Origin of the sequence: Candidatus Phaeomarinobacter ectocarpi (assembly GCF_000689395.1) — a bacterium.
Classification (GTDB): domain Bacteria; phylum Pseudomonadota; class Alphaproteobacteria; order CGMCC-115125; family CGMCC-115125; genus Pyruvatibacter; species Pyruvatibacter ectocarpi.
Genome location: NZ_HG966617.1, coordinates 3,224,809 through 3,250,734, shown reverse-complemented (window position 1 = coordinate 3,250,734; position 25,926 = coordinate 3,224,809). Strand labels below are relative to the sequence as shown.

The 25,926-nt window shown below is 58.5% G+C and carries 27 protein-coding genes and 1 tRNA gene; 14 read left to right on the top strand and 14 right to left on the bottom strand.

Annotated features, from left to right (window positions below; all coding sequences use genetic code 11):
• Positions 1–12: 12 nt before the first annotated feature.
• Positions 13–1,371, bottom strand: a complete 1,359-nt coding sequence (locus BN1012_RS15600; RefSeq protein ID WP_043950299.1) for an amidase — start codon at positions 1,369–1,371, stop codon at positions 13–15.
• 110 nt (positions 1,372–1,481) lie between these two features.
• Between BN1012_RS15600 and BN1012_RS15595 the strand changes: the two genes are divergently transcribed.
• Positions 1,482–2,738, top strand: a complete 1,257-nt coding sequence (locus BN1012_RS15595) for an FAD-dependent monooxygenase (protein ID WP_043951227.1) — start codon at positions 1,482–1,484, stop codon at positions 2,736–2,738.
• On the opposite strand, the gene BN1012_RS15590 is transcribed toward BN1012_RS15595, so the two are convergent.
• The 6 genes from BN1012_RS15590 to trxA form a co-directional block, all read right to left on the bottom strand.
• The gene (locus tag BN1012_RS15590) at positions 2,735–3,106 is read right to left on the bottom strand and encodes a hypothetical protein (RefSeq protein WP_043950298.1); all 372 of its coding nucleotides are present in this window, start codon (positions 3,104–3,106) and stop codon (positions 2,735–2,737) included. The genes BN1012_RS15595 and BN1012_RS15590 overlap by 4 nt on opposite strands.
• A 97-nt stretch (positions 3,107–3,203) precedes the next feature.
• The gene (locus tag BN1012_RS15585; RefSeq protein WP_081826451.1) at positions 3,204–3,656 is read right to left on the bottom strand and encodes an HIT domain-containing protein; all 453 of its coding nucleotides are present in this window, start codon (positions 3,654–3,656) and stop codon (positions 3,204–3,206) included.
• Positions 3,657–3,698: 42 nt separating this feature from the next.
• Entirely contained in the window at positions 3,699–4,073 is a 375-nt protein-coding gene (locus BN1012_RS15580; RefSeq protein WP_043950297.1) for a gamma-butyrobetaine hydroxylase family protein, read from the bottom strand.
• Between the two features lie 10 nt (positions 4,074–4,083).
• Entirely contained in the window at positions 4,084–4,344 is a 261-nt protein-coding gene (locus BN1012_RS15575; protein ID WP_081826450.1) for a Trm112 family protein, read from the bottom strand.
• 26 nt (positions 4,345–4,370) lie between these two features.
• On the bottom strand, positions 4,371–5,042 hold the full coding sequence (locus tag BN1012_RS15570; RefSeq protein ID WP_043950296.1) for an LON peptidase substrate-binding domain-containing protein: 672 nt from the start codon (positions 5,040–5,042) through the stop codon (positions 4,371–4,373).
• Between the two features lie 40 nt (positions 5,043–5,082).
• Entirely contained in the window at positions 5,083–6,021 is a 939-nt protein-coding gene (gene trxA, locus BN1012_RS15565) for a thioredoxin (RefSeq protein ID WP_043950295.1), read from the bottom strand.
• Between the two features lie 366 nt (positions 6,022–6,387).
• Between trxA and BN1012_RS15560 the strand changes: the two genes are divergently transcribed.
• The 3 genes from BN1012_RS15560 to BN1012_RS17160 all read left to right on the top strand — a co-directional run bounded on the left by BN1012_RS15560 (position 6,388) and on the right by BN1012_RS17160 (position 8,314).
• Positions 6,388–6,462: transfer RNA gene (locus tag BN1012_RS15560), tRNA-Gly, on the top strand.
• Between the two features lie 541 nt (positions 6,463–7,003).
• Positions 7,004–7,561, top strand: coding sequence for a hypothetical protein (locus BN1012_RS15550; protein ID WP_043950293.1), 558 nt, complete (start codon positions 7,004–7,006; stop codon positions 7,559–7,561).
• A 3-nt stretch (positions 7,562–7,564) separates the two neighbouring features.
• Positions 7,565–8,314 (top strand): dCTP deaminase domain-containing protein, encoded by a 750-nt coding sequence (locus BN1012_RS17160; RefSeq protein WP_052535485.1) that lies wholly within the window; start codon positions 7,565–7,567, stop codon positions 8,312–8,314.
• A gap of 22 nt (positions 8,315–8,336) precedes the next feature.
• Here the strand turns inward: BN1012_RS17160 and BN1012_RS17450 are convergent, their stop codons facing one another.
• A complete protein-coding gene (locus BN1012_RS17450) occupies positions 8,337–8,855 on the bottom strand; it encodes a DUF1643 domain-containing protein (protein WP_197538318.1) in 519 nt (172 codons plus the stop codon).
• A 99-nt stretch (positions 8,856–8,954) separates the two neighbouring features.
• A complete protein-coding gene (locus BN1012_RS15535; protein ID WP_043951223.1) occupies positions 8,955–10,166 on the bottom strand; it encodes an acyl-CoA dehydrogenase family protein in 1,212 nt (403 codons plus the stop codon).
• Positions 10,167–10,551: 385 nt separating this feature from the next.
• Here BN1012_RS15535 and BN1012_RS15525 point away from each other — a divergent pair, with 385 nt between their 5' ends.
• The 3 genes from BN1012_RS15525 to BN1012_RS15515 all read left to right on the top strand — a co-directional run bounded on the left by BN1012_RS15525 (position 10,552) and on the right by BN1012_RS15515 (position 13,808).
• On the top strand, positions 10,552–11,616 hold the full coding sequence (locus tag BN1012_RS15525; RefSeq protein WP_043950290.1) for a metal-dependent hydrolase: 1,065 nt from the start codon (positions 10,552–10,554) through the stop codon (positions 11,614–11,616).
• A gap of 98 nt (positions 11,617–11,714) precedes the next feature.
• Positions 11,715–12,989, top strand: coding sequence for a cytochrome P450 (locus BN1012_RS15520; RefSeq protein ID WP_043950289.1), 1,275 nt, complete (start codon positions 11,715–11,717; stop codon positions 12,987–12,989).
• A 45-nt stretch (positions 12,990–13,034) separates the two neighbouring features.
• Positions 13,035–13,808, top strand: coding sequence for a DAPG hydrolase family protein (locus tag BN1012_RS15515; protein ID WP_052535483.1), 774 nt, complete (start codon positions 13,035–13,037; stop codon positions 13,806–13,808).
• On the opposite strand, the gene BN1012_RS15510 is transcribed toward BN1012_RS15515, so the two are convergent.
• Complete coding sequence (locus BN1012_RS15510) at positions 13,805–14,467, bottom strand: glutathione S-transferase family protein (protein WP_043950288.1); 663 nt, start codon at positions 14,465–14,467, stop codon at positions 13,805–13,807. The two genes, BN1012_RS15515 and BN1012_RS15510, sit on opposite strands and share 4 nt — an antisense overlap.
• 239 nt (positions 14,468–14,706) lie before the next feature.
• Here BN1012_RS15510 and BN1012_RS15505 point away from each other — a divergent pair, with 239 nt between their 5' ends.
• From BN1012_RS15505 to BN1012_RS15485, 4 genes are all read left to right on the top strand, one after another.
• Positions 14,707–16,638, top strand: a complete 1,932-nt coding sequence (locus BN1012_RS15505; RefSeq protein WP_043951221.1) for a DUF3604 domain-containing protein — start codon at positions 14,707–14,709, stop codon at positions 16,636–16,638.
• Between the two features lie 681 nt (positions 16,639–17,319).
• Positions 17,320–17,775, top strand: a complete 456-nt coding sequence (locus tag BN1012_RS15495; protein WP_043950286.1) for a (2Fe-2S)-binding protein — start codon at positions 17,320–17,322, stop codon at positions 17,773–17,775.
• Between the two features lie 14 nt (positions 17,776–17,789).
• On the top strand, positions 17,790–20,006 hold the full coding sequence (locus BN1012_RS15490; protein WP_043950285.1) for a xanthine dehydrogenase family protein molybdopterin-binding subunit: 2,217 nt from the start codon (positions 17,790–17,792) through the stop codon (positions 20,004–20,006).
• A gap of 11 nt (positions 20,007–20,017) precedes the next feature.
• Positions 20,018–20,623 carry a hypothetical protein gene (locus BN1012_RS15485; protein WP_043950284.1) on the top strand — a complete coding sequence of 202 codons (606 nt, stop codon included), beginning with the start codon at positions 20,018–20,020 and terminating at the stop codon, positions 20,621–20,623.
• On the opposite strand, the gene BN1012_RS15480 is transcribed toward BN1012_RS15485, so the two are convergent.
• Positions 20,624–21,229, bottom strand: a complete 606-nt coding sequence (locus BN1012_RS15480; RefSeq protein WP_043950283.1) for a nucleotidyltransferase family protein — start codon at positions 21,227–21,229, stop codon at positions 20,624–20,626.
• Entirely contained in the window at positions 21,226–22,164 is a 939-nt protein-coding gene (locus tag BN1012_RS15475; protein WP_043950282.1) for an XdhC family protein, read from the bottom strand. Before BN1012_RS15475 ends, BN1012_RS15480 begins: the two co-directional genes overlap by 4 nt.
• 172 nt (positions 22,165–22,336) lie before the next feature.
• Here BN1012_RS15475 and BN1012_RS15470 point away from each other — a divergent pair, with 172 nt between their 5' ends.
• On the top strand, positions 22,337–22,993 hold the full coding sequence (locus BN1012_RS15470) for a GNAT family N-acetyltransferase (RefSeq protein ID WP_052535481.1): 657 nt from the start codon (positions 22,337–22,339) through the stop codon (positions 22,991–22,993).
• On the opposite strand, the gene BN1012_RS15465 is transcribed toward BN1012_RS15470, so the two are convergent.
• On the bottom strand, positions 22,990–23,610 hold the full coding sequence (locus BN1012_RS15465) for a TetR/AcrR family transcriptional regulator (RefSeq protein WP_043950281.1): 621 nt from the start codon (positions 23,608–23,610) through the stop codon (positions 22,990–22,992). The two genes, BN1012_RS15470 and BN1012_RS15465, sit on opposite strands and share 4 nt — an antisense overlap.
• 91 nt (positions 23,611–23,701) lie before the next feature.
• On the opposite strand from BN1012_RS15465, the gene BN1012_RS15460 reads away from it, so the two are divergent.
• Positions 23,702–24,118 carry a hypothetical protein gene (locus BN1012_RS15460; RefSeq protein ID WP_043950280.1) on the top strand — a complete coding sequence of 139 codons (417 nt, stop codon included), beginning with the start codon at positions 23,702–23,704 and terminating at the stop codon, positions 24,116–24,118.
• A complete protein-coding gene (locus tag BN1012_RS15455; protein ID WP_052535480.1) occupies positions 24,115–24,837 on the top strand; it encodes an HD domain-containing protein in 723 nt (240 codons plus the stop codon). The genes BN1012_RS15460 and BN1012_RS15455 overlap by 4 nt, the downstream gene beginning before the upstream one ends.
• On the opposite strand, the gene BN1012_RS15450 is transcribed toward BN1012_RS15455, so the two are convergent.
• Entirely contained in the window at positions 24,834–25,919 is a 1,086-nt protein-coding gene (locus tag BN1012_RS15450) for a glutathione S-transferase family protein (RefSeq protein WP_052535477.1), read from the bottom strand. The two genes, BN1012_RS15455 and BN1012_RS15450, sit on opposite strands and share 4 nt — an antisense overlap.
• Between the last annotated feature and the right edge of the window lie 7 nt (positions 25,920–25,926).

The following is a 25,926-nucleotide window of genomic DNA, read 5'->3' as shown; positions in this document are numbered from 1 at the left end:
TTCCGGCCGGCTTCAGGAAAGCGCTTTTTCGACGGCGCGGGCCAGACGCAACAACCGCGCATCCCGACCCTTGGGGGCCATCAGCATCAAGCCCACAGGCAACCCGGCAGCGCTTGTGCCTGCGGGCAGTGTGATGGCGCATATGTCCAGCTGATTGCCTAGCGTCGTGTTACGCAGTGCCAGCCTGTTGGCACGGTCATAGGCCGGGCCGCCATCTTCAAGTTCCGTAATCGGCGGTGGGTCGATGGGGATGGTCGGCATGACAATGGCGTCCATACCGGCCAGCTGGTCCGACAGCTTTGCGCGCAACGCTGCGCGTTCCCTCGCCAGTTTCCAAACGTCCGCAGCCAGTGGTTTGGCACCACCTTCAAAGCGCGTGCGGACGGGCGCATACATGAGATCGCCATGCGCACGAATGGTGTCACCCCACACCGCCCACGCCTCAACGGCTGCGAGGGATATGCCGCGGTCCCATGTCAGGGCATTCATCTGCGTGAGAGGCTCAACAGCCTCATGACGGATTGTGGCCCCCGCTTTGGCGAGCACATCAACGGCGCTCTCAATGCATTGTGCGACGCCCGGGTCCGCGTCATCAAAGACGACATCCCTGGGCATGAGAAGTGTCCGCCCATTGAGCGTCTCGTCGTCCAATGACAGGGGAGAGGTGCCCGAGAGCAGTGAAAAGAGGCAGGCCGCATCGGACACATCCCGTGTGAGGGGACCGATGGTGTCGAGGGTCGGACACAAGGGCACCACGCCGTCAGATGGAATAATGCCGTGGCTTGGTTTGAACCCGACAACGCCGTTCCAGGCGGCTGGAATGCGCACAGAGCCGCCGGTGTCTGTTCCAATTGAGGCGACACACAGATCGCGCGCCAGACTGACACCCGCGCCGGAGGATGATCCGCCAGGCACACGCTCGACGTTGCTGTCATGGGCGTTGGCCGGTGTGCCCATGACGGGATTGATGCCCAGCCCGGAAAACGCCAGTTCGGTCATGGCCGTCTTGCCAAGGCAGATCGTGCCTGCTGCCGTCAGGCGGGCCAGGGCGGTGGCGTCATGTCGGGGCGTGCGTCCCGCCAGCATCTTTGACCCGGCGGTCGTCTCGTCACCGCCGCTGTCGAACAGGTCCTTCCAAGACAGGGGCACGCCGTCCACTGGTGAGCGGCAGAGGCCTGCTTTGGCTCTTTCATGGGATGCTGTGGCTTCGCTGCGCGCGCGGTCAAAGGTACGGCGATAGAAGATGCGGGCGTCCGGGTCTGCGTCGGCAATCCGGCCTGCGTAGTCTTCCACCAGGTCACGGGGGTCCTGTGTGCCAGCGGCAATGGCGCGGCCCAAGGCGAGGGCGGTGGGTGGTGTTTCGCTGGTCATGGCGTAAATCTAGCTCAATCCCCATGCGATGCGGGACATTTCGACACGTTTTGGCGCTTCATCTCCCCGGGGGCTTGCTGAACGAGGGCCCGTCAGCCACCTTTCAGCCCATGAGCGAGAACAAGACCCCTCGAGAAACAGACATCGTCATTGCTGGTGGCGGCCTTGTTGGTCTGACGGCTGCCCTGGCGCTGGCCAGTGGGGCGGCTGGTGCGCCTTTTCGCGTGGTGGTGGTGGATGCGCTGGATCCCAAGTCCGTGGTCAATGCGGCCTATGACGGGCGCAACTCGTCCATTGCCTATTCGTCCTGGCGGCTGTTTGAGGCGCTGGGGATTGCGGACCGTCTGCAGGGCCGCGAGCAGCCGATCAACGATATTCTGGTGACAGACGGCAAGGTGCGCGAAGGCGCATCACCGATGTTCCTGCATTTTGCCGCTGCTGAAATTGCCGATGAAACCGGCGATGCGCCACTTGGGCATTTTGTTGAAAACCGCCACTTGCGCGAGGCACTGCTTGAGGCCGTGGCCGCGTGTGACGGTATTGAGTTGATTGCACCGGCCAAAGTGGCCGACGTCACCTACGCGCCGGGTCATGCCTTGATGACGCTGGAGGATGGCCGGACGATCAAGGCCGACCTGTGCGTCGCCGCTGACGGCCGCGGTAGTCCTGTGCGGGAGAAGGCCGGGATCAAGACCATCGGCTGGGGCTACGACCAGGCAGGCATCGTCACCACCATGGTGCATGACAGGCCACATGAAGGCGTGGCGCAGGAGTATTTTCTGCCGGGCGGACCTTTCGCGGTGCTGCCCATGACCGGCAACCGGTCATCACTCGTGTGGACCGAGACCAAAACCGTTGCCGCCGACCTGATGGCGCTGGATGACGATGCCTTTGCGGCTGAAGCGCAGGACCGCTTTGGCACTTATCTGGGCGACTGTCGCCCGGACGGGCCGCGCTGGTCCTATCCGCTCTCCCTGCAGCTGGCGAGAGACTATGTGAAGCCGAGGCTGGCCCTTGTTGGTGATGCCGCCCATGGCATCCACCCGCTTGCGGGTCAGGGGTACAATCTGGGTGTGCGCGATGTGGCAGCCCTTGTGGATGTGCTGGTCGAATCTCGCAAGGTCGGCCTTGATATCGGCGCGCTTACGGTGCTCGATCGTTATCAGCGCTGGCGGCGGTTCGACAGCACGGCGCTGGCCGTTATGACGGACGGGCTCAACCGTCTGTTTTCAAATGACATCGGGCCGTTGCGCGTTGTGCGTGATCTTGGCCTGGGGCTGGTCAATCAGTTCGGCCCCGCGCGCCGCCTGTTCATGCGGCAGGCTGCTGGCGCTGTGGGCGACTTGCCCACACTTATGCGCGGCTAATTGCCGACCAGGTACGCGCAGAACACAACAGCGATCACCAAATCGATGATCGCGCCGCCGCGTGCTGCTTTCAGGGTTGATCCGGCTGCGAAGATCTGCAGTGAAAAGAACAGTTTTCCGACGATGGAAAACAGCATGATTGGTGTACGGACTGTTTCGTCATAGGCCGCATAGATCAGCAGCAGGCCGGACATGCCGATGACAAGGCCCCAATTGCGCATGATGGCGTTGCCCAGCGCGCCGTCGAGGACGGTTCCAAAAAACTGCTGAAACACGAGGCGGGGCGCGATGACGGCCACCAGCATGCTTGATGTGACGACGCCGGACACAAGCAGTATCCAGAAGATGTGGTCCGCGATGAAAGCCATTGCGTGTTCGCCCCCTTGTTAGTCCCCACATATGGGTATGCGGGTGGGCCTGCACAACACTCAGGGCATGGCGCGGCGGCGGGCCTCGGGCTGGCGGCTAGCCAAGCCAGCCCATCTGTCGCCCGCCAATCACGTGAATATGGACATGGTAGACCGTTTGAGCCCCTTGCGGATTTGTGTTGGTGGTCAGTCGAAATCCGCTATCCGCGACGCCATAAGTGCGTGCAAGGTCCACGGCAAAATTGATCATCTCCCCGCGAACCTCCGGAGGGACGTCAAGAATGGTGGCGTAGCGTTCTTTTGAAATAACCAGAAGGTGGACCGGAGCCAGCTTTTCCTTGACCACTTCGATTGCAAAAGCGTTTGCCGTCTGCGCGACCCAGACGTCTTCAGCCATGGTTTCAAACGGGCTGGGTTTGGCGATGCTCTCCGCCTTGATTTGTGGGAGCCGCCATTCGGCAAGCTGCCAGAAGACCCATGTCAACGGTCCGAGTTGCCCGATGGCGAATGCCACCAAGGCGATAAGTGGAATTTTGAAACGAGTGAGCATGGTGTCCCCCTTTTGTTGGCAGGACACGAGTGTTGAGCGCGGCTAGTCGCGGCTCAAGCCTTTTTCCTCAAGGACGCTGATATAGGCGTTCATCTTGGTGTCGGCATCTCGGCCAAGCTCGTACAGATAGTCCCAGGTGAACAGGCCCGAATCATGGCCGTCTGAAAAGATCAGGCGCACAGCGTAGGACCCAACCGGCTCCACCTGGTTGATGGCAATCATGCGCTTGCCCGGCACCGTCTTTTTTTGACCCGAGCCATGACCCTGCACTTCGGCGGAGGGGCTTTCGACACGCAGGAGCTCTGCAGGAACCGCAAAGCTTGTGCCGTCGTCAAAATCGACCTCGAGAACCCGCTCACTCTTCTTGAGGCGGATTTCTGTGGGCCAGGGCCGGTTCTGTTTGGTCTGCGCGCTCATGGCGATTGTCCTAGGCGCTGCCGGCTTCGGTGTCGGTCAGTTCGCGGGCTTCTTCCGGCAGCATGATGGGGATGCCATCGCGGATCGGGTAGGCGAGGCGGGCAGCCTTGCTCACCAGTTCCTGCTTCGACTTGTCGTAGGACAGGGTTTCGCGTGTGACCGGGCAGACCAGAATTTCCAGCAGCTTGGGGTCAACTTCACCGGCAGCTGCGTGCAGTGTGCTGTCAGAAGCGGGGGTACTGTCAGCAGCGGATGTTGTGTCGTCTGTCATGTCGGTTCCTGTCGTCAGAACAGCTCCTATTGGAGCGTGGTGTCGTCGTCGGTCTGTGTTTGTGCCAGTGCCATCTCGGCCAGGGCAATCAATATCTGGTTGCGCTGCTCAAGGCTGTCAGCCTCCAGCATGGCCTGTTTTTCCTGCGGGCCAAACGGCGAAATCATCGACAGGGAATTGACCAGCGCCTCGTTTGAAGATTGCTCAATCGCGTCCCAGTCGGCCTGCAGATTGTTGGCGTCCAGGTAGCGCCGGACAACATCAAGAAGGGCGGTGCGGCTGACATCAAGTTCGCCACTGCCCGCCTCAAGATCATTTGCGAAGGGCGCATAGTCTGCCTTCACCTGTCGGAACGGGGTCATGGCATCCAGCTCCTGGGTTACTTTGAACCGGCAGATGCCAGTCAGTGTCATCAGGACGCGGCCATCATCGGTTTCATTGAAGCCGGTGATGCGCCCGGCACAGCCTACGTCATGAATGGCCGGACTGGCGCCCGCGTCAGCCGGACCAATGGTCTGTGGCTGGATCATGCCGATGAGCCTGTCGCCTGAGCGCAGCGCCGCATCCACCATTGAGACGTAACGCGGCTCAAAGATATTGAGCGGCAGTACGCCGCGCGGCAGCAACATGGCACCCGCAAGCGGGAAGATGGGCAAAGTACCCGGCAGATCATTTATCGAAGAATAGCGTTCGGTCATGCGACCTTTCTTGGTCCGTATGCGGATGGTCTGGTTGCGATTATGAAAAGAGGACAGAGGAAAGCTTGCGGCGGCCGGCCTGCGTTGCTTCGTCCATGGGGCCCCATGCCTCAAAGAACTGCAGCAATTGCGTGCGGGCGGCTTCCTCATTCCAGGCCCGGTCGAGGCGGATGCTCTCGATCAGGTGGTCGGTTGCGCCGTCACGGTCGCCTGCGGCGTTGAGCGCAATGGCGACTTCAATGCGTGTCTCGTGATCTTTGGGGTCTGCTTCCAGCTTGGCGAGCAGCGGCGACAGATCGTTTTCCGGTTCCGCGGGTCCTGACCGGGCAATCTCCAGTGCTGCGATCGCACCCTTGATGTCCGGGTCATCGGCCAGCTTGTCGTCCGCCAGGCCGAGCACTTCTGTGGCGCGGTCCAGGTCGTTGCTGGCGATGTAGCAGCGCGCCAGACCGGCAATGGCCTTGGGGTTTTCGCGGTCTTCCTGCAGCACCGCGGCAAAGGCCTGGGCCGCAGCGCCAATGTCGCCCGCGTCCATGGCGGCAGCACCGGCTTCGAGCATCTGCTCTGATTGTGTCGGGGCCAGTTCGCCACCCAGAAGGGTTTCTACAAAGCGTTTGATCTGGCTTTCGGGCAGCGCGCCCATGAAGCCATCCACCGGCTGACCGTTCTTGAAAGCAAAGACCGCCGGGATCGACTGCACGCGCAGTTGCTGCGCGATCTCCGGGTGCTCGTCGATGTTCATTTTCACCAGCCGCACGGCGCCCTGGGCCTGCTGCACGACTTTTTCCAGAATGGGTGTCAGCTGCTTGCAGGGGCCACACCACGGGGCCCAGAAATCCACAATGACGGGGGTCTGCTGGCTAGCATCCATCACGTCGACAGCAAAACTCTGTGTGGTGGCGTCCTTGATCAGGTCGCCCGCCGGGGCTTGTGCGCCCAAAGGTGCTGCGCCCTCGCGGGTGCTGTGAATATCACTCATCTCATAACTCCTGCCGGACAACCAGGCTCCGGCGACTTGGGCTCAAAATCACGCCCGTTGGCTTTGAATATGGGGTTCGCCGGGCATTTGCCCACCTTAACATGATGGTGTGAGCAGCGCTGAGACGGTTGGTTTGGGCAGCCAGAGCGCAGACCCGGGCCATGGTTTACCGGGATAGGGGACCCTACGGCAAGGATGCATGGGAGAGGTGTGGGGCAGGTGCCGGGAATCGGCAGTTCCTTTGGCATTTTCAAAGGGTCACAAGCCCCTTGCAATCATCCACTTCTTGCGCAATAACACCGCTCCCTTGGGGTGGATTTTCATCCATCAGGGCCGAGTTGCAGCTTTTGCGCGGTCCACGTCAGAGCGGGCGTAGCTCAGGGGTAGAGCACAACCTTGCCAAGGTTGGGGTCGTGAGTTCGAATCTCATCGCCCGCTCCAATTTTTCCTCCGATAGATATGCAGTTGTGGGGTGCCCGCCATTACGCGAGCAGGTTATGCTGCATCTATGTTTCAGGGGAATATGGGGCTGGAGTCATGGTTCGAATTGGCGGCTATCTTGAGCCTGTTGAACATGATTCTCTAAAAGCCTATGTCAATGGACTCGGGATCACGTTCTCTTCACTTGCTAGTCTGCTGATCCACAGGGAACTAAAACACAAACGCCTTCCGTCACTAACAATCAAGTATACTAAAACCGTTTCCAGCAGCACCCGGAGGCGCGTGACGACACGCTTGTTGGATGACGAGTTGAAGTTGAGACTTAGCGACCTGGCAGAGAACGCTGGGCTGCCGATTGACCATGCAGTTTCGATTCTAGTTCGAACGGAGTTGGACGAGCGTTGGCTTGAAAATGCGATGTAGCGGCAGTACTGGAATCATATTGATTCCAAACGACTTTATGGCATAATCAAATGATAAGAATGTCTGCCAAGAGCGCTTGCGCTAGGAGCTTTGGGGCTTCTCAACGGAGTGAATATCCATGGCTTTGAAAGCCGTCACAGCAACGCAAGAAAGTGCCGTCCGATTGGATGCTGCAATGCTTGACCGGTTGCAGTGGGAACAATTCCAGCATGATGAAAAGTATCATCGCGAGATTGTGCGCCTTGATATTCAGAGCCGCTTGAAGCACATGGCATTACATTTTGCCAAGTATGCTGGTGAGCTTTGTGAAGAGCCAGCTGAGACCGAGTTCAAACGGCTTGTGACTGATGCCCTCATCATCGGAATTTCTACGTCCAATTTCCTAAATGAGCGGATTGCTGATTCTCTGAAAAGTAATGTTGTTGGCAAAAATCCGGATTTTGTCCGGACACTGATTATTACCTCAGGGCGCATGGCTGGTGCATGTGAAAAAATGGATCACATGGAAGACTTTCCATTTCGCCCGACCATCTCTGAGCAAGTGGCCAGAATTGTTGGCGGTGCATTGGATGTCTTTGCGGATAGGGGCTGGGATTTCGAAGAAGTATCTGAGGCTCGCCTTAGGCCGGTAAAGCAAAAGTCTATTTTCTACGAGAAACTCGAAGAGAGACTTTGAGTCATGGCTTTCTGGAGCGGTGCGAAATTAGCGTATGACGGACCGCGACTTCAGATAGTTGATGGTTTTGAGAAAAAACAGATCGATTGCTCTGCGTACACTCTTCGCATGGGTGCTGAAGCCTATGTCACGCCTTCTCATGGGTTTGACTTGCGAAAAAATACGAAGCAAAAACTGGAATTCCCGCAACCTCATTTAATGCCTGCGTTCGGCAAATGGTATCGAGCGCGTGGAGGAGACTTCGTTATTCCGCCTGGGCAGTTTGCCTTCTTGTTGACAGAAGAGACTGTCAAGATTCCTCCAAGCACGATGGGATTTATCTCCCTGAAGTCCGGAACAAAATTCAAAGGCCTCATAAACGTTTCTGGCTTTCACGTTGATCCTGGGTTCACTGGAAAACTAATCTACTCAGTTTTTAATGCAGGACCTTCCCCGATTCATTTATCGAGAGGCGATGACCTTTTCCTCTTGTGGATCGCGGACCTTGTTGGCGACGAGGACCCTATCTACACGAAAACGACTAGGGACAACGTTCCGGCGCAACTTGAGATTCCCTCAAAGCTCATTTCTGAGGTTGCGCGTGAAACGCATTCTTTGCAGGCGCTGTCTGATCGCGTCGCACTACTTTCAGCAAGAGTGACAACAGTTACAGCGGTTGCAATGGGTGCAGCGACCGTCTTCGGTCTGGCTTTCGCAATTGTCGCTGTGATTTTTGCTTGGCCATCATTTGAGCAATGGGTGCAAAAGCCATGAAAGGGCGTGTTCGTAACGAACCTCAATGCGAGGGCCGGTACCAATCAGACGGTTGCAAACTGCGCGGTACATAGAGCGGGTGTTTCGGCGTCCCATTGGCGTTCGACGCGAAGGCGGAAAATGGTCTTTTGAGCATTTGTAAGACCTTGCTGTCTCGCTCTTGAAACCTGCCGTGGTTGCCCCAAGCCGCAACTATCGGAAGCGTGTTACCAGTGGCCTCGGAAACGCAAACCAGCATGTCATCATTGTCTGGTCCAACAGGATTTGGCGCCTTTTTCATCACTTTTGGTGAAGTTGAGCGATATGCGAAGAGGTTCACAACAGCAATTCCTCCGTATCGCCATGCGTCGGCTCTGCGAATTAGGCCGCGAATGGTGGGGTCCATGATTTCATGCGTGGCAGTTGAAGGATTCAGCATGCAAACAACCAGCAACGGATCGTTACTCCACCGCCATTCAAGATAGTACCGATAAATTTCATCGTCGCTGAAGTGGGCGGTGCAGCGCATTCCAGCGACATCTGTGCGCGTCTCAATTTTCATTGTCTTCGACCGGAGCGTTGTCTCTCGCGTGTTGCCGAGAGGCCTATACAAAGCCTCTCGGCAACGAACGATACCCAATTTTTGCTCTGCAAAAGGGCTCTACCAGAGATCATAGCCCTGCACTTCGGCGCGGCCGACGACCATGTGGTGCACTTCGTCGGGACCGTCTGCGAAGCGCAGGTGGCGGATGTCTGCATAGAGAGACGCGAGCGGTGTCCACTGGGAGACGCCGGTGGCGCCGTGGATCTGGATGGCGTCATCAATGATCTGACAGACCTTCTCCGGCACCATGGCTTTGACGGCGCTGATGTAGACGCGGGCTTCCTTGTTGCCCAGCACGTCCATGGCCTTGGCGGCCTGTAATACAGCAAGGCGCATGGCGTTGATCTCGATGCGGGCGCGCGACACTTTTTCGAGATTGCCGCCCAGCTTGATAAGTGGCTTGCCGAAGGCATCGCGCGTGGCACCGCGACGCACCATCAGTTCCAGGGCCTTTTCGGCTTTGCCGATGGAGCGCATGCAGTGATGGATGCGGCCTGGTCCAAGGCGCAGCTGTGAGATTTCAAAGCCACGGCCTTCGCCCAGCAGAATGTTTTCTTCAGGCACGCGCACATTGTTGAACTTGATGTGCATGTGACCGCGTGGGGCATGATCCTCGCCGAACACTTCCATGCCTTCGAGGATTTCAACGCCCGGCGTGTCCTTGGGCACAAGGATCTGCGACTGCTGCTTGTGCGGTGCCGCATCCGGGCTGGTCTTCACCATGACGATCATGATCTTGCAGCGCGGGTCGCCGGCGCCGGAGATGTAGAACTTCTCGCCGTTGATCACCCATTCGCCATTTTCAAGCACGGCGCTGGTGGAAATGTTCTTGGCATCAGACGATGGCAGACCGGGCTCGGTCATGGCATAGGCCGAGCGGATTTCACCGTTCAGCAATGGCTTCAGCCACTTCTCCTGCTGTGCGGCGGTGCCGACGCGTTCCAGCACTTCCATGTTGCCGGTATCCGGTGCGCTGCAGTTCAGGGTCTCTGAGGCAAGCGGGTACTTGCCAAGCTCGGCCGCGATGTAGGCGTAGTCGAGATTGGACAGACCTTCACCAAACTCGGAATCCGGCAGGAAGAAGTTCCACAGGCCGGACTCCTTGGCTTTCGCCTTGGCGCCGTCGAGCAATTCGAGCTGGCGTGGGTGCCAGGTCCAACGGTCTTCCTTTTCGGCATCGAGGGCGTTGAACTCGTCAGAGATGGGAACGACATTCTGGTCGATATGGGCCTGAACGGCGTCCATCAATGGACGCGCCTTTTCAGACATGGCGAGATTGAATAGGTCGGGGTTTTGATCTTGCACGTGTGTTTCCTCCGGGAGTGTTTTTGGTTCGATAGTGAGAGCGGTGCCGAGTTGAATGGTTGCAGGTGTTTCCAACTCGCGTCGGCGCGCATCCGGGATTGATCACGGAGCGCCAATTTCGGGATAGCGCATACTGCGCTGAGCCCCACATGATGGGCAAGGGCCGTGTCAGCGCGGCGCGTATGTGTGGCGCGGCTGGACATGAGCGCCTGTGGATGTATCTCTCCGCGTACATCGCTTTTCTTGACTATCGCAGCCGTCGCATCCACATGCTGTTTGCGACAGGCCCTCCTAAGGGCGCGGCTATCCTGCCTGCGCTGCCGTCGATCCCAAAGGACAGTTCAACCGAATGGATTCGCTGACACAATTCGCGCTGGGTGCAGCTGTTTCCACTGTGTGTCTGGGAAAGACGCTTGGTCCACGCAAAGCCGCTCTTCTGGGTGGTGCACTGGGAACGATCCCTGACCTGGACGTCTTTCTGCCATTCGACAACCCGGTGGATGCCTTTGTGCTGCATCGCGGATGGACGCATTCCCTGTTCGTGCACGCGGTCGCAGCGCCGGTCATCGGTGAGCTGCTTGTGCGCACGATCAAGGCGCTCAAAGACCATCGCTGGATGGTCTGGCTGACGGTCTTTTTATGCTTTTCGACCCACGCGCTTATTGATGGCATCACGGTGTATGGCACGCGGCTGTTCTGGCCGTTTTTCGAGGACCCCGTCGGGGTCGGCTCGCTGTTCATCATCGACCCTCTGTATACATTGCCGATTGTCGGGGTCGTCATCTGGGCCCTGGCGCGCTCACAGTGGTCCCTGCGCTTGCGCAACGGGCTCGCTGCGGTGCTACTGTTCACCACGGCCTATATGGGGCTGAGTGTGGTTCTGCAGTCCCACATCGAAAACCGAGCACAGGCTATTTTTGCCAAAGCCGGCATTGAGGCGGACCGTGTCTTTGCAATTGCCGGGCCGCTCAACACAGTGGTGTGGAAAGTCATCGGGATGGAAGATGACCGGTACCACAATCTCTATCTCTCGCTGCTGGATGATGAGTCAGAGCCGCGCATCTACACCCATCCGCGGCACCCGGAGCTGGTGGCGGGGCTGGGCGATAACGACGCGTTCCAGAAGCTCGAATGGTTCAGCCGTGGCTACTATCGTGCCGAACTGGAAGGCGAGCAGATTGTTGTCTCTGATCTGCGCATGGGCCTTACGCCGAGCTACGTCTTCCGGTTTGCCATTGCGGAGCAGCGCGGCGACACGGTGACATCCATTCCTCCTGTACCGCTGAGCAATCGCACGGGTACCATCGGACAGGATCTGGACTGGCTTGCCGATCGCCTTGTTGGCCAGCCAACCGTGCGGCAGGCGGAGGCGGACGCCCTTCCAAACTGTGGGACAATTGTTTTGACCTGCTGACGGGCGCGGCTGTCACCGCTGGATTGCGCAAGGCCTCCGCGTCAGCCATGCTGTACGTCACTTTTCCCAAAGCTTCTTTGCGAGATGAGGACCCAGCGATGACAACGGCCAATCAGACGAGCCCGAACGGTGCCATCGATGTCAATGACATTCCGCTCGCGGAGCTGGATGTTTCCCAGCCGCATCTTTTCAAGAACGACACCTGGCGGCCGTGGTTCGCGCGGCTTCGGGCAGAAGCGCCGGTCCACTATCTCGCAGACAGTGAAAACGGTCCTTTCTGGTCGGTCACGAGCCATGACATGACCAAGGCGGTGGACGCGAACCACAAGGTGTTTTCGTCTGAAGAAGGTGGCATCGCCATTGTTGATCCGCAGCCCCTGGATGGGGAGCAGCTCATGCGCGACCCCTCCTTCATATCGATGGATGAACCCAAGCACGCGACCCAGCGTAAGGCCGTCTCGCCGGCTGTTGCGCCCAAGAACCTGGCAGAGCTTGAGCCCCTGATCCGCGAACGGGCGGCCGACATCCTCGATAACCTGCCTGTTGGCGAGACGTTCAACTGGGTGGACCGGGTGTCGGTGGAACTGACTGCCCGCATGCTGGCCACCCTGTTCGACTTTCCCTACGAGCGGCGGCGTGATCTCATCCGCTGGTCGGATGTCGCGACGGCTGTGCCCAAGGTCACGGGGGAAGCCAATGACATGGGTGCGCGGCGGGATGCGTTGATCGAGTGTGCAACGACCTTCTATCAACTGTGGCAGGAACGCGCTGCGCAGCCACCCAAGTTTGATTTCGTGTCGATGCTCGCGCATGGAGAGGCGACGAAACATCTGAGCGAAGATCCACTCCTTATGCTGGGCAATATCATCCTACTCATCGTTGGCGGCAATGACACGACACGCAACAGCATCAGTGGCGGCGTGGTTGCGCTTAATCAGTACCCTGAAGAATACCAGAAGCTGCGCGACACCCCCGCCCTTATTCCCAACATGGTGGCCGAAACCGTGCGTTGGCAGACGCCGGTCATCCACATGCGGCGCACGGCACTTGAGGATGTGGAGCTGGGTGGCAAGACCATTCGCAAAGGCGACAAGGTGGTTATGTGGTACCTGTCCGGCAATCGCGACGAGGCGGTGTTTCCTGATGCGGACCGTTTGATCATTGATCGCCCCAATGCCCGTCAGCATGTGTCATTCGGCTTTGGTGTTCATCGCTGCATGGGCAACCGGCTGGCGGAGATGCAGCTTCGTGTCTTGTGGGAAGAGATCATGAAGCGCTTCCACACAGTTGAGGTCGTGGGGGAGGTGGAGCGCTTGTCGAACAATTTCATTCGCGGGATCGCAAGCGTGCCCGTGCGGTTGCACCCGCTCTAGATGATACCGTGACGAGACGCGCACTTCATTGTGTGGGGGCGAGGCATGAACAAGTGGATCTTTGGGGCGGTAGCTCTTGCAGCGCTGATCGTGGCGGCGTTTGGCTGGCCGCCGTTCTCCGGGGGGCCGAGCGGCAAGGGCGTTCTTGGCGATGGCTACATGTCCACAGAAACCGGGGTTCAGCGTCAGCCGAATGGTGTGTATCAAGTGTCAGCCCTGACACGCATGCCCGACGTGAAGGCCGACATGGTGCGCTGGTGGTTTGCCGACTATCTGCAGACCACAGAGCACTACAAACGCTGGCACCCGACGGCACATGTGTGGATGGATTGGGAAAACAAAGTGCCCGGCGCGTATGTTGGCGCCAGCCATCTGGTGCACGAGTACATCGGGACCGAACTGGTAAAGCTACGCATCCAGTTTGTGCCGCCGGAGGAAATCCTCGCGGATGCAGATCTCAAGCCGGGTGATGTCGCAGTCTGCGCGCGTGTCGGTCTTCTGGAAACGCCGATTTATGTCGCGAGGATGTGTCACATCGTTCGCGACACAGCGTTCGGTGCGGAAATGCGCAGCCGTTTCTGGATGGGTCATGTCGCGCGCCGCGAAGGGAACGACAGCGTCACATCCATTGAGGGCGTTTTCGGCAATACTTACCTTGCGCGCAGACTTGCGATCAGTGAAGCGGATGCCGTTGCCTTGATGGTGCATGCCATTGAGGAGATGGGTACGCTGGCGGATTTCCTACCCGACCTTCATGCACAGGAGACCGGATCGTTTCCTGCTCCGACGCCGTCAGTTGATCTGCAAACCGGCAACTAGTCCTTCATGCCGTAGTTCTTGCGGAACGCTTTCATGCCTTCTGCGGTATCCGCGACGATCGTCTTTACGGTTGGGCGCTCGTTGAGAAGTTCCAGCAGAGCTGCGGCTTCGGGCAGGTCTTCGAACAGGTCCCAGTCGAACACGATCTTTGCCACGCCCTGTGCCATGGGGAATGAGTGTAGGAAAACCATGTCTGCGTAGGTGATCTCATTGCCTGCCAGATAGGGCGAGAAGCTTCCCCGTCGCTTGATGGCAGCACAGCCTTTTTCGATTACCGGGCGCACGCTGTCTTTGACTTCCTGTGACACGGGGCCTGTGCCGAAAAAGGCTTCGCCGAAACACCGCCGTGCAGGCAACTCAAGATAGAGTTCCGAGAATTTGACGAGTTCTCTGGCGCGGGCGCGTTCATAGGGATCGGCTGGATAGAATGATGGACCCTCAACAGTGTCTTCGATGTAATCCAGGATCACACTTGTTTCGCTCAGGGAGCCTTGGGATGTTTCGAGAGCGGGAACTTTGCCCATGGCGCTCTTGGCGAGAAACTCGTCGCTGCTTCCGGAATAGACGCGGACGTCTTCGTATTCGGCACCTTTTTCCATCAAAGCCATCTTGACCATGTTGTAGTAATTCGATGCCGGAAATCCGAGTAGCTTCAGCATGGTCAATCGTTCCTGTTCCTGGTGCCCGCCTGCAAGGGCGTGTTTGTTGTGTTGGCCCCATCCTATGACAGGCTGGTCGCAAATTGGGAATCGGAATCGGTGTGTCGCTGGCTGAGTTGCCGGATCGGGGTGCAATTGTTCCATCTGGCTCCTAGAATGAGCTGAACAAATGTAGTCACCCCCATGCAACTGGATCGTTGTCGGCGGGGCAACTCCAAAAAAAACGCCCGGGGGACATGATGGGACGCTCACAAAAGATTGCCATTGGTGCGGCTTTGTTGACGGTGATTGCGGGTGCCGGCTACCTGGGGGTCCAGGCCTATTTGCAGGCCCCGCTTTTCTCAGAAGAAGACATCGCTCAGATGCGCGCCGATGTTGCCGCGCAGAATGAAGACGCCTTTCACCAACCTGATGTGATGCCAGCGGCTTATTCAGAGCGGAGCGAGCTGCGCAATGTCTATTTCGGTGAACTGCATACCCACTCCACCCTGTCCTTCGATGCCTATCTCTTTGGCAACCGGCTCTCGGTGGATGAGTCCTACCGGTTTGCAAAAGGCGAAGCGATGGAAGGCCCGACCGGAGAGCTGATGCAGCTCACCCGCCCCCTGGACTTTGCAGCCATCACTGATCACGCCGAAGGGTTCGGCCTGGCGGAGGCCTGCGACGACGTCAACCGGAATGAAGCAACGCAGGAATTGTGCAAGACAGTTCAGCAGCCCAGCGCCGAACTCTTTTTGGAGCTGCGGCGGCAGGGGGCTCAGCGCCCGCCGGTTTCAGCCTTCGCGCTTGCTATCGAAGATCCTGAAAAAGAGCGCAGCTACATGGAGGCGACATGGGCACACGTCGTGGACATGGCCGATCAGCACAATGAACCGGGCCGCTTCACGGCCTTTGCGGCTTATGAATATTCTCCGCCGCTGGAAGGCACCGGCAAGATGCACCGCAATGTCATATTCCGGAATGGAGATGTGCCGTCTCACGCTGTCTCTGCATTTGATGCCCTGTCAGAGTTTGACCTTTGGGAACAACTTGAAGCTGGCTGTGACCGCCCGTGCGAGTTTTTGACCATTCCGCACAACCCCAACAAATCGTGGGGACTGGCCTTTGCCGGTCAGACCATTGATGGCGATGTTTACACGGCTGAGAACTGGGCCACCCGGCAACGCCTGGAGCCGCTGGTGGAGATGTTCCAGATCAAGGGCAACTCGGAATGCGCCTTGGGTATGGGCACTACAGACGAAGAGTGTGCCATCGAGCAGTTTTTGCCACGCTGCGAAACAGACGACGAGATTGAATGCATCCGACCAACCTCAATGGTCCGCGACGGTTTGAAAAAAGGCCTGACGCTGGATGAAGAGCTTGGTTTCAATCCATTGGCAGTTGGCCTGATCGGCAGCACGGATACGCACAATTCCAATCCGGGCGATGCTGAAGAATGGGATTTTCGCGGCGCGGCTGCGGTGTTTGTGGGGTCTGCCAAATCACGTCTTGCTCCGGGTCGGCCTGGCCGTAGTGCGCTCAAGCGCAATCCGGGTGGCATTGCGGCTGTCTGGGCAGAGGAAAACACGCGGGATGCGTTGTTTGACGCCATGAAGCGCAAGGAAGTCTATGCCACCAGCGGGACACGCATTGGCCTTCGGTTCTTTGCCAGCTTTGGCTTTGGCGATGGGGTAGATCCAGAGTCTCCATCCATCGCGGCTGCCTACCAGTCCGGGGTGCCAATGGGTGGGGCGATTGAGGGTGCGACCGGCGAAAAGCCGTCCTTCCTCGTGCAGGCCCTCAAGGACCCGATTGATGCGCCTCTGGACAAGGTTCAGATCATCAAAGGCTGGGTTGAGGATGGGGAGACCCGCGAACTGGTGATGGATGTGGCGTGCAGCGGTGGTCGGCAGCCTGATGCGGAGACCAAAAGATGTGCTGATACATCTGCGGATGTGGATCTTGCTGACTGTGCTTTTGATGCGGATGGCGGCGCGGCTCAGCTGAGCAGCCTATGGACGGATGAGACCTATGTGGAAGGTCAAAAGGCGTTCTACTACGCCCGTGTCATCCAGAACCCGACCTGCCGATGGTCGACCTATGACAGTCTGCGACTGGGTTTGACGCCGCCAGAGGGTGTTCCAGCCACAACAACGGAACTGGCCTGGTCCTCGCCCATCTGGGTCAACTAGGCAGGCTGTGCAACACGCTTTTTCATGAGGTCAGCACGGCAAGTTAGGGACCCTGCTGAACATTGCTTATTTTCCCGACCTGCCATGCGGCATGGAAAAGGGAGACAAGGATGAGCATGGCGATCAAGTAGTTGTTGGAGATCGCAAATTCTTCTCGAACGCTCTGACTGAATAAGACACCCATGAATGATACTGTGAGTATCGATACAAGCAGCAACCGGTTTCTAAGGTGTGGCCGCTTCTGGGCTAAGATGCGCATTGATGCAGTTGCTAGTGTTAGCAAGACAACAATAGAGATGTAGACCCAATCGCTCATTACGCTGAAGCTCTCGTTGAATACCATCTCCAATTGCCAGGCCAGTTGATCCGAATTCGCCAGCAAGCACTACCCTAGAAGTCTGATGAGTATTCCAAATGGTGTCTTCTGGAGAAATTGGGAATAGATGCAGTGGCTTGGTGGGCCTGAATTACGAGCTAAACACCTCACACGCGGCCTATTAAAAATGCCTCTCATTATTGACTGGTGGCCTGCTCTTGAATTGTGACCAATTCAGCCAAAATAGTGTTGCGCGGCGGCGTAGATGACTTAAGGTCATATTTAAAATCTGTTTTGGTAGGCGGGCTTAGGCGTGCGTGTGGTGCGCGTGCCGCCCGTGCTGGGTGTCGGGAGGATTCTGACCCATGATCAATGTGACGATTAACGGCAAACCTGAGGTTCTGGATGTTGATCCGGACATGCCCATTTTGTGGGTGGTCCGTGAGGACCTGGAGATGACCGGCACCAAGTTTGGGTGTGGCATTGCGTTCTGTGGGGCGTGCACCGTGCATCTTGATGGGGTGCCCATCCGCTCCTGCTCGACGCCGATCTCCGCTGCGGAAGGTCTGGAAATCACCACCATTGAAGGTCTGCCGGACACCGATGGCAAACTGGCCAAGGTTCAGCAGGCCTGGATCGATGCGCAGGTGCCGCAGTGTGGCTACTGCCAGTCCGGTCAGCTGATGTCTGCTGCAGCCCTTCTGCGCGACAACCCTGATCCGACTGACGAAGACATCGACGCTGCAATGTCCGGCAATATCTGCCGGTGCGGTACCTATCCACGCATCCGCGCGGCCATCAAAGCCGCAGCGCGCGCGTAAGGGGAGCGAACATTATGAACAAGTGGTCCCGTCGTGGATTTATTGGCGCAGGTCTGGCAGGTGGTACGGCTCTGGTGGTTGGCGTTGCCATCCGTCCGGGCAATCCGGTTGGTGATCTTGCGAAAGACGCAGCCTTTGACGGCGAACAGCTGGTCAATGCGTGGGTGAAGATCGGTGAAGACAACGTGGTCACCGCGATCACGCCGCACACCGATATGGGGCAGGGCGCTCTGTCCACCATGGCGCAGATGCTGGCTGACGAGATGGACGCCGACTGGGACAAGATGAATGTCATGTCCGCACCGGCCAATGGCGACTATGTGTCTGGCGAAATGGCCCGTCACTTTGTGGCACCGGGTCTTGACCTGGGTGAACTTCTTGAGCCGACAATTGACGGCGCGTTTCAGCTGCTCGCAGGCTCCATGGACCTGTATCTGACAGGCGGTAGCTTCTCGGTCCGCTCTACCGGCCAAAAGGGCATGCGCGTCGCAGGTGCGGCAGCCCGCGAGATGCTCATTGGCGCTGCGGCTGACAGCTGGGGCGTTCCGGCGTCCGAGATCACCACTGAAAAGAGCCAGCTGTTCCATAAGGCGAGTGGCAAGTCGGCGACCTATGCCGAGTTTGCTGTCGCTGCGTCTGAGCAGAGCGTGCCGGCCCAGCCCACATTGAAGTCAATTGACCAATTCAAGCTGATGGGCACACCGGCGCCGCGGCTGGACATTCCGTCCAAGGTTGATGGCACGGCGATGTTCGGCATCGACGCCAAGATCCCCGGTCAGAAGATGAGCTACGCAGCTGTGCTGGCTGCTCCCGTGCCTGGCTCCAAGGTTGCCACCCTTGATGATGCAGAGGCCCGCGGCATGCGCGGCGTGACGCACGTGCTCAATCTGGGTGAATTTGTTGCCGTTGTTGCCGACAGCTACTGGCACGCGCAACAGGCCATCAACACGGTCACGGCGACCTACACGTCAGCACCGACGGACAACCTCGACCAGGCGGGCATGTTCAAGATCTTTGATGCTGCATTGAACGATGCGGGCGACGAAGGTGGTGACGGTCTGGTTGATGAAGGTGACGTGCTGGACGCCTTTGCGTCAGCTGCCACCAAGGTTGAAGCTGAGTATCAGGTTCCGTTCCTGGCCCACGCCGCAATGGAGCCGATCAACTGCACGGTCTGGTTCCATGATGGCGAAGCGGAAGTGTGGATCGGTACTCAAAGTCCCCTGCGCTGTCGTTCCGCGGCGGCTGACGTCTTTGGCGTCAGCACCGATGATGTGACAGTTCATCTGGCCCATATGGGCGGTGGCTTTGGTCGTCGTTCCGACGCCAACATGGTGACCATGGCATCTCGCATCGCCAAGGAAGTCGATGCGCCGATCAAGATGATCTGGTCGCGTGAAGAAGACACGCAGAAGTCGGCCTATCGCAACGCGACGACCAGCCGCTTCAAGGCAGGTCTGGATGAGACCGGTAAGCCGCTAAGCTGGGACAACATCTTCCTGTTCCACAACGACCCGGCTGATGCGGCCTACGTGCCCTATTACGACATTGCATCCCAGCGCATTCGTGCGGTGAACGACGTGGAATTGCCGCTTCCCTTCTGGGCATGGCGGTCTGTTGATCACAGCCAGCATGGGTTCTTTGTTGAGTCCTTTGTGGATGAGATGGCCCATGCGGCAGGCAAGGACCCACTTGAGTTCCGCATGTCGATGCTTGGTAACTCGCCGCGCTTTGCAGCTGTTCTCAAGAAAGCCGGAGAGATGTCGGGCTGGGGCAGTGCAACGGCTGCCAATCATGGCCGCGGTGTCGCCCTTGTACGGTCGTTCAACACGATCGTTGCCATGGTCGCAGATGTAGACATGAGCAGCGGGTCTCCGCTGGTGAAGAAAGTCTATTGCTGTGCCGACCCTGGCTACGCCATGAACCCGGACGGGTTTGCAGCGCAGATGGAAGGCGGCATCATCTACGGTCTGACCGCGGCACTCTATGGCGACATCACCATTCGCAACGGAGCGGTGGAGCAAAGCAACTTCCACGATTACCAGATGCTGCGGATGTATGAATCACCGGAGATCGTTGTTGAGATCATCAACGGCAATCCCGATGACATCGGTGGTGGTGGTGAACCTGGTACGCCGCCAATCGGGCCGGCTGTTGCCAATGCGGTGTTCAATGCAACTGGTATCCGTCCGCGCAAGCTGCCGCTTGCCGGCCAGTCCTACTCGGTCTAGGGGACGTTTATATGCTCCGTGTTCTGACATTTGTGGCGGTGTTGTCCGTCGGCGCTTTCGCCATGCTCACCGCCACGATGTCAGGCGCGCAGACGCAAGCCTCTGAAGCAGAGGGGCTTGCGGCCTGGGACAAGGCGTATGAGGTTTTCTCGCATCCGCGCTGCGTCAACTGTCATGTGCCGGATGACAACAAGCCGCGCTGGTCCGGGCCGAGTTACGGCACCAAGGGCCCGTATCACGGCATGAGCATTGTTGCGGATGATACCCGCAAGCGGGCCGCCGGTTTGCCATGCAGCGCATGCCACACCAAACAAAACCTGCCGTTCCCCGGTGGCGCTCCCGGCGCACCGCACTGGGCGCTTGCGCCGGTTGAAATGGTCTGGTGGGAAAAGAGCTCTGCTGAAATCTGCGAACAGATAAAAGACCCGGAGCGCAATGGCGGCCGGACCGTTGAAGAAGTGGCTGACCATGTGGGCAATGACGAGCTTGTTGCCTGGGGCTGGTCGCCGGGACCAGGTCGCGAGCCTGCACCGCACAGTGCAAACGAAACGGTGGCCTTTCTGCTTGAATGGCAGAGCGCCGGTGCGCCGTGTCCGTCATCGGCGGCTGCCGAGTAGCTAATCCACCGAAGTTTGTGCCTGAGCCACTGCCTGTGCGAGGGCCTCTGGCGTATCGATGTCCGTTGCCTCGCGCGCGGCCATGTCGACAAACGCCGTGTTGCTGAGTGTTGCCAGAAAGGCCTTGCCGCCCTTGTCGCCGCTGAGTGTTGCCAACGCCTCAAACGTTGAGCGGGCGAACAGAAGGGGAGGTTGCGGCACATCACCGTGTCTGCTGGCCACAGCGTCGCGGTCATCCATGCGGTCGGCCAGTTTCTTGAGATGTGCTGCTGTCACAAAAGGCATGTCGGCGAGCAGGATCAGTGCTGCGTCCACCGGGGTATTTTTGATGTGGTCGATGGCCTGCGCCAGGGATGCGCCCTGCCCAAGGTCGGCATTGTGGTTCTGGACCGGCTCAATCCCAGCGTCATCGTACAGCTGTATGAGCCTGGTGTTGTTTGCAGGAACAATGGCGGTGGCACTGTGAAACGGCAGCGCTGACACCAGGGCGGCGCTGTGTGCCGCCAGAGGCTGTCCGTTCAGGTCGGAAAGCAATTTGTCATCAGACCCAAATCGCTGAGAGAAGCCGCTGGCGAGAATGACTGCGGCGACGCGGTTCAGATTCACGCCTCGAGGTCCTTGTAGCAGCCCGCGATCTCCGCCAGCGTCGACACGGCCAGCATGGAGGCATCGCGTGTGCGCGGTATCAGGCCGATGGGGCCTTTCAGCCGCCGCACGCCTTCTTTTGAAACACCGGCATCCCGCAGGGCCTCACACCGGACCTGGTGTGTGCGATGGCTGCCGACAGCGCCGAGCCAGAAGGCAGGCCCTGCAAGGGTTTGCTGCACGAGCGGGATTTCCCAGTCCTGATCATGGAACATCAGCGCGAAGGCGGTCCATTCATCATCGGCCAGAGCTGGCAGTGACTGGGTGGTGGTCAATCGATCACAGGTGAGGCCGGACTGGGCGGCTCTGTCCAGGGTGACATCGTCCGGGGACTGAATGACAACGCTGAAGTCAGCCGCTGCGGCCAGCTTGCCGAGCGCAATCAACTCCTCTCCGCGTCCGGCAATACGCAGCCTGAGTTTGGGCACGATGCGCAGGTGAAGCGTGTCGTCAGCCCAATGGGTTTCCTCGGGCATGTCGTTGCATATGGAAATTCCGGCATCTGACACGGTCAGGCTTGCAGCGCGTCGTCCCTCCAGCTGCGAGAGTGCCCAGCGAAGTGTGTCGGGGTCCGGTGATGGCACCACGATCATGCTCAGTTTGCCGCCGCAGGGCAGCCTTATGTCCAAAAATGGGGAGCCTGCCCCGTAGGTCAGCAAACGCGTTTTGCCATCGGTGATGGCTTGCTGTGCATTGAGGATCACATCCGCATCCACACACCCATTGGATACATAGCCTGCATGACCGCCGTCTTCATCGACGCCCATCAGAGCGCCGGGTGCGCGTAGGCCGCCGCCGACAGTTTCTGTCACGGCAACAAGTGCCGTCTGTCGCCCCGCCTTTTGAGCCTGAGCGAGGAAACTGAAAACGTCTTCTGAATGCGTGAAACTCGACATGTGCGGTACTTGCGAAAGAGGATGTAGAGGAAACTGTACCCCATCCGGACCGCGGGCTCGACCGTCATGTGATACGCGGGCCGGGTAAAGTGTTAGGCTGGGGCGGCTTTGTCGTAGACGCTGACGGAGGCATTGTCTTTATGCACCGGACGCAAGCTGTGTGGAGCTATCGATGCAAGATCTCAACGCTGACGATGACGACACGTCCTTTGTCCCCTTCCAGTTGAGGGACGGCACGCCTGTGTGCATTCGTGCGGTGCGCCCGGAAGATCGCAAGCTGATTGCCGAAGGGTTAGACCACCTGTCTCCGCAGTCGCGGTACTTCCGGTTCCTTTCAGGCATGAAGACCATCCCCGAAGTGCTGATGCAGCACCTCACCGTCATTGACCATCATGACCATGAGGCAATCGGTGTGCTTGATATGAGCACCGACCAGGAGGTGCCCGCCGCTGTTGCCCGATACATTCGCAATGCCGATGAGCAGGACAAGGCCGAAATCGCTGTCACTGTCGTCGATGATTATCAGCGGCGTGGTCTGGGCATGTTGCTGATTGCTGTCATGGCGACGCTGGCACAGCGTGAAGGCATCAAGGTTCTCACCGCCATCGTGCAGCGGGAAAACCGCAAGATGCTGTCCTTGCTCAAACTGTTCGATGCGGAAGTGGTGCGCGACAAGACCGGCGAATACGGGCAGGGAGATGTGGTGGCGCTGGAACTGCCCCTGCACGGGTCCGTTGATGACTACGCCGATGAACGCGTCCAGCAGGCGATGTTTGCCGCGCATGAGATTGAGTGCCGCCTGCATCCAGACAGTCCCGACGCAGGTTAGTCTCCCTGCTGCGTTACGGCGGCCTGCGCAATCAATGCAGCGGAAGAGGCCGCCAGCTCATCGAGGGCGTCGCGTTTTGCACCGGCACGTGCTCGGGTGGCCAGGTTCATCAACATGCCGCTTGCGTGCCGGGCGAGAGAGTGTGTCTGCGCGGCCTCAAGGTGCGGTCCATGGGAATGGATACACTGGGCCAAGGCTGCGTCGAGACCCTCCACAAATCCGCTCACGGCCTTTTTGATCTGCGTGTCGGACGCCACGTCAGCAATGGCGGTGGTGAAGACAAGGCAGCCAAGCGCCTGCTTTCTGGTTCCAAAATAGACGTTGAGGGCTCCTTGATAGAACCCTTCAAGCGCGGACTGCAGGTCGCCCGCACCTGACAATGCGGGCATTGCATTGTCGGACATCTGCCCCACGAAACTCCGCAGCGCGGCCAGATACATTTGTGTCTTGTTGCCATAGGCCGCGTAAAGGCTTGGCCGTGTCAGGCCGGTTGCGGCTGACAGATCATCCAGCGATGTCGCAGCAAATCCCTTGATCCAGAACTCCTTGAGGATCTTCTGAAGCACTTCTTCCTTGTCGAACTTGCGGGGGCGGCCACGGGCCGGACGGACGGACATTATGTACTAACTCGCATATAATTCTTGACGACGGCGCTTTGTTGGTCATTATTATGCGGAATGGTACATAAATAACAAGCAGGATGTCGCGATGATTGGTTTTGTCAAAGATGCCCGGAACATGATTTTAGACCTCAATCGTGTGTCGCCCTTTCTGCGTATCTGGGGGCCGGCACTCAACATTCCGCACGTGGTTGGCGGGCTTGTATTCATTGGCCGGTACGAAGCGGCCTTGGTGCTGGCCACGAGTGTTTTCTCGGTCGTGGTCGCTGCACAAATCCACAAACGCTCCCCCTTCAGCCGCCTGACCAGCCTTGTGCACATTGTTTGGTTGCCGCTCTTCCCGCTGCTGCTGGAGGTGTTGATGACGGAAGGTGCCGTGGGCGCTTTTGGCATCTGGCTCGCCTATGTGGTCGTCACCATGGGCGTCAGTCTGGTCCTCGATGCGTGGAACCTCATTCTCTACGTGTTCACCCGCAACAACGCCTTTGAAGGAGCGGACGCATGACCCTGGTGCAAGACCCCGGACGCGCGGCAAAGCCTGTCCTCATGTCACGTTTCATCCGGTCTGGTCTGCGCGGGCGTGCCCGCTCTCTGGCTTTGAGGCTGGGCCTCAGGAAGCTGAACGACGCGGTGCCGGATGACTGGAAGGTACCGGACAGTGACATTGCCGTTCGTGCTGTTGCGGCCGCTGAAGCCGTGTGTCCGGATTTCATCATCCGTCATTCGTATCGGACCTATTGCTTTGGGGCATTGCTCGCCGCGCGGGACGGCCTGAAGCTGGATCGGGAAATTTTTTTCCTGGCGGCCATTCTTCATGATCTTGGCCTGTCAGAAAAACATGCTGACGATCCAGGGTCATTTGAGTGGGTGGGAGCCGGACTGGCGCATGACTTCTGTTTGCAGAACGGACAGGCCGAGGAACGTGCCGCGCTGGTGCATGATGCGATTGCGCTGCATACATCCGCAGGTATCGCCAACAAATGCCAACCCGAAATTGCCATGGTGCATTTTGGGGCCGGACTTGATCTGTTCGGGATGCGTCTTGAAGAAATTCCAGCTGATGCGCTTGCGGCCATTCTGGAGAAGCACGCCCGGGATGACTTCAAGGCTTGCTTCGGGCCCTGCCTTCAGCACCAGGCGGACACCAAGCCCAAGAGCAGCATTGCCGGCCCTATGGCTTTGGGTCTGTCAGACATGATCCAGGAAACGCTGGGCAACGCCTAACTCGGTGGCAGGCCCTTGCCGAACACGTTGATCGCCTTGTTGAAGGGCGCCTGACGCTCCGGGTCGTAGTTGGATGGCGCAAACGACGCTTCCTCCCACAGTATGGATGCCTCTGATGGCAGGAAGCGCTTCAGATTTTCCTGCGCGTCTGCCGCCAGCTCTGTCCATTCACGCCTTAGTTCTTCAAGACACCACACGCGATAGCGGGACGATGGTACCTGCTTGTAGTCGCAGCCCTGAATGGTCTGATCGTAACGGGCAAGACCCTGGGTTACTGCATCCGCATTCTGGCGAAGCTGGGCCAGGTGCGTTTCAGACGCTTCCACGAGGAGCGCTGCGAGAGGCTCATCGATTTCGCTGATGATGCCCGTGTCACCCGGCTGCGCCTTGGTGTTCCACATGCGCGCCACCCACTCATACACAGCCGGTGCGCGCGTGCGCATGATCTCGGCTGGTGTCGGGTCCTGACTGAAATGCCGCAGCATCGGCGCCATCATGCCGAAGTCGGCAATGGTTGGTGTTTCGCCAAGGATAAAGGGACGCTTTTCAAAGATGGCCTGCAGCAGATCAAGCGCGTTGAAATAGGCACCCTCCACGTGGTCCCAGGTCTGCTCCGTCACCCCATCTCCCAGCACGAAGTTGCCAAGCTGGCGACGGGTCAAAAACCGGCGCGCGAAAATGGCTGGCAGGCGTCGGGTGCCTTTGATCAGGTCTTCATACAGGGAGTGTGCGGCATACCGACGGTCGGCGGCGTAGCTCCAGCGGTAATGCATGGCGGGACGCCACAGCCACTCGTCGGCGTAGTCGTCAATGAGCAGGGCGGCAAACCGCAATGCCGGATCATCGGGGTAGATTGTTGTCTGATCCTGCTCTGCTTCCAGTGCTGCGATGATGGGTGTGGAATCCGTCATCCACCGACCATCCGTATGCTGCACAACCGGCATCTGCACGACACCGGCGCCTTCAATCAGCTTTCGCTCGTTCCCCACGGTCGGTGAGTAGTCATAGGGAATGGACCGGTAGCGCAGATAGGTCTCTACCTTGCCGGTGTAGTACGAAATCTTGCAGCCATAGACGTGCATGGCGGGC

What these genes read in the sequence shown, in the direction of transcription:
- BN1012_RS15495 (WP_043950286.1), top strand. Translation starts at nt 17,320, where the DNA reads ATGATCAATGTGACGATTAACGGCAAACCTGAGGTTCTGGATGTTGAT.
- BN1012_RS15535 (WP_043951223.1), bottom strand. Translation starts at nt 10,166, where the DNA reads ATGTCTGAAAAGGCGCGTCCATTGATGGACGCCGTTCAGGCCCATATC.
- BN1012_RS15525 (WP_043950290.1), top strand. Translation starts at nt 10,552, where the DNA reads ATGGATTCGCTGACACAATTCGCGCTGGGTGCAGCTGTTTCCACTGTG.
- BN1012_RS15550 (WP_043950293.1), top strand. Translation starts at nt 7,004, where the DNA reads ATGGCTTTGAAAGCCGTCACAGCAACGCAAGAAAGTGCCGTCCGATTG.
- trxA (WP_043950295.1), bottom strand. Translation starts at nt 6,021, where the DNA reads ATGAGTGATATTCACAGCACCCGCGAGGGCGCAGCACCTTTGGGCGCA.
- BN1012_RS15570 (WP_043950296.1), bottom strand. Translation starts at nt 5,042, where the DNA reads ATGACCGAACGCTATTCTTCGATAAATGATCTGCCGGGTACTTTGCCC.
- BN1012_RS15465 (WP_043950281.1), bottom strand. Translation starts at nt 23,610, where the DNA reads ATGTCCGTCCGTCCGGCCCGTGGCCGCCCCCGCAAGTTCGACAAGGAA.
- BN1012_RS17450 (WP_197538318.1), bottom strand. Translation starts at nt 8,855, where the DNA reads ATGAAAATTGAGACGCGCACAGATGTCGCTGGAATGCGCTGCACCGCC.
- BN1012_RS15580 (WP_043950297.1), bottom strand. Translation starts at nt 4,073, where the DNA reads ATGAGCGCGCAGACCAAACAGAACCGGCCCTGGCCCACAGAAATCCGC.
- BN1012_RS15600 (WP_043950299.1), bottom strand. Translation starts at nt 1,371, where the DNA reads ATGACCAGCGAAACACCACCCACCGCCCTCGCCTTGGGCCGCGCCATT.
- BN1012_RS15585 (WP_081826451.1), bottom strand. Translation starts at nt 3,656, where the DNA reads ATGCTCACTCGTTTCAAAATTCCACTTATCGCCTTGGTGGCATTCGCC.
- BN1012_RS15595 (WP_043951227.1), top strand. Translation starts at nt 1,482, where the DNA reads ATGAGCGAGAACAAGACCCCTCGAGAAACAGACATCGTCATTGCTGGT.
- BN1012_RS15490 (WP_043950285.1), top strand. Translation starts at nt 17,790, where the DNA reads ATGAACAAGTGGTCCCGTCGTGGATTTATTGGCGCAGGTCTGGCAGGT.
- BN1012_RS15455 (WP_052535480.1), top strand. Translation starts at nt 24,115, where the DNA reads ATGACCCTGGTGCAAGACCCCGGACGCGCGGCAAAGCCTGTCCTCATG.
- BN1012_RS15515 (WP_052535483.1), top strand. Translation starts at nt 13,035, where the DNA reads ATGAACAAGTGGATCTTTGGGGCGGTAGCTCTTGCAGCGCTGATCGTG.
- BN1012_RS17160 (WP_052535485.1), top strand. Translation starts at nt 7,565, where the DNA reads ATGGCTTTCTGGAGCGGTGCGAAATTAGCGTATGACGGACCGCGACTT.
- BN1012_RS15460 (WP_043950280.1), top strand. Translation starts at nt 23,702, where the DNA reads ATGATTGGTTTTGTCAAAGATGCCCGGAACATGATTTTAGACCTCAAT.
- BN1012_RS15510 (WP_043950288.1), bottom strand. Translation starts at nt 14,467, where the DNA reads ATGCTGAAGCTACTCGGATTTCCGGCATCGAATTACTACAACATGGTC.
- BN1012_RS15505 (WP_043951221.1), top strand. Translation starts at nt 14,707, where the DNA reads ATGGGACGCTCACAAAAGATTGCCATTGGTGCGGCTTTGTTGACGGTG.
- BN1012_RS15470 (WP_052535481.1), top strand. Translation starts at nt 22,337, where the DNA reads ATGCAAGATCTCAACGCTGACGATGACGACACGTCCTTTGTCCCCTTC.
- BN1012_RS15575 (WP_081826450.1), bottom strand. Translation starts at nt 4,344, where the DNA reads ATGACAGACGACACAACATCCGCTGCTGACAGTACCCCCGCTTCTGAC.
- BN1012_RS15450 (WP_052535477.1), bottom strand. Translation starts at nt 25,919, where the DNA reads ATGCACGTCTATGGCTGCAAGATTTCGTACTACACCGGCAAGGTAGAG.
- BN1012_RS15590 (WP_043950298.1), bottom strand. Translation starts at nt 3,106, where the DNA reads ATGGCTTTCATCGCGGACCACATCTTCTGGATACTGCTTGTGTCCGGC.
- BN1012_RS15485 (WP_043950284.1), top strand. Translation starts at nt 20,018, where the DNA reads ATGCTCCGTGTTCTGACATTTGTGGCGGTGTTGTCCGTCGGCGCTTTC.
- BN1012_RS15475 (WP_043950282.1), bottom strand. Translation starts at nt 22,164, where the DNA reads ATGTCGAGTTTCACGCATTCAGAAGACGTTTTCAGTTTCCTCGCTCAG.
- BN1012_RS15520 (WP_043950289.1), top strand. Translation starts at nt 11,715, where the DNA reads ATGACAACGGCCAATCAGACGAGCCCGAACGGTGCCATCGATGTCAAT.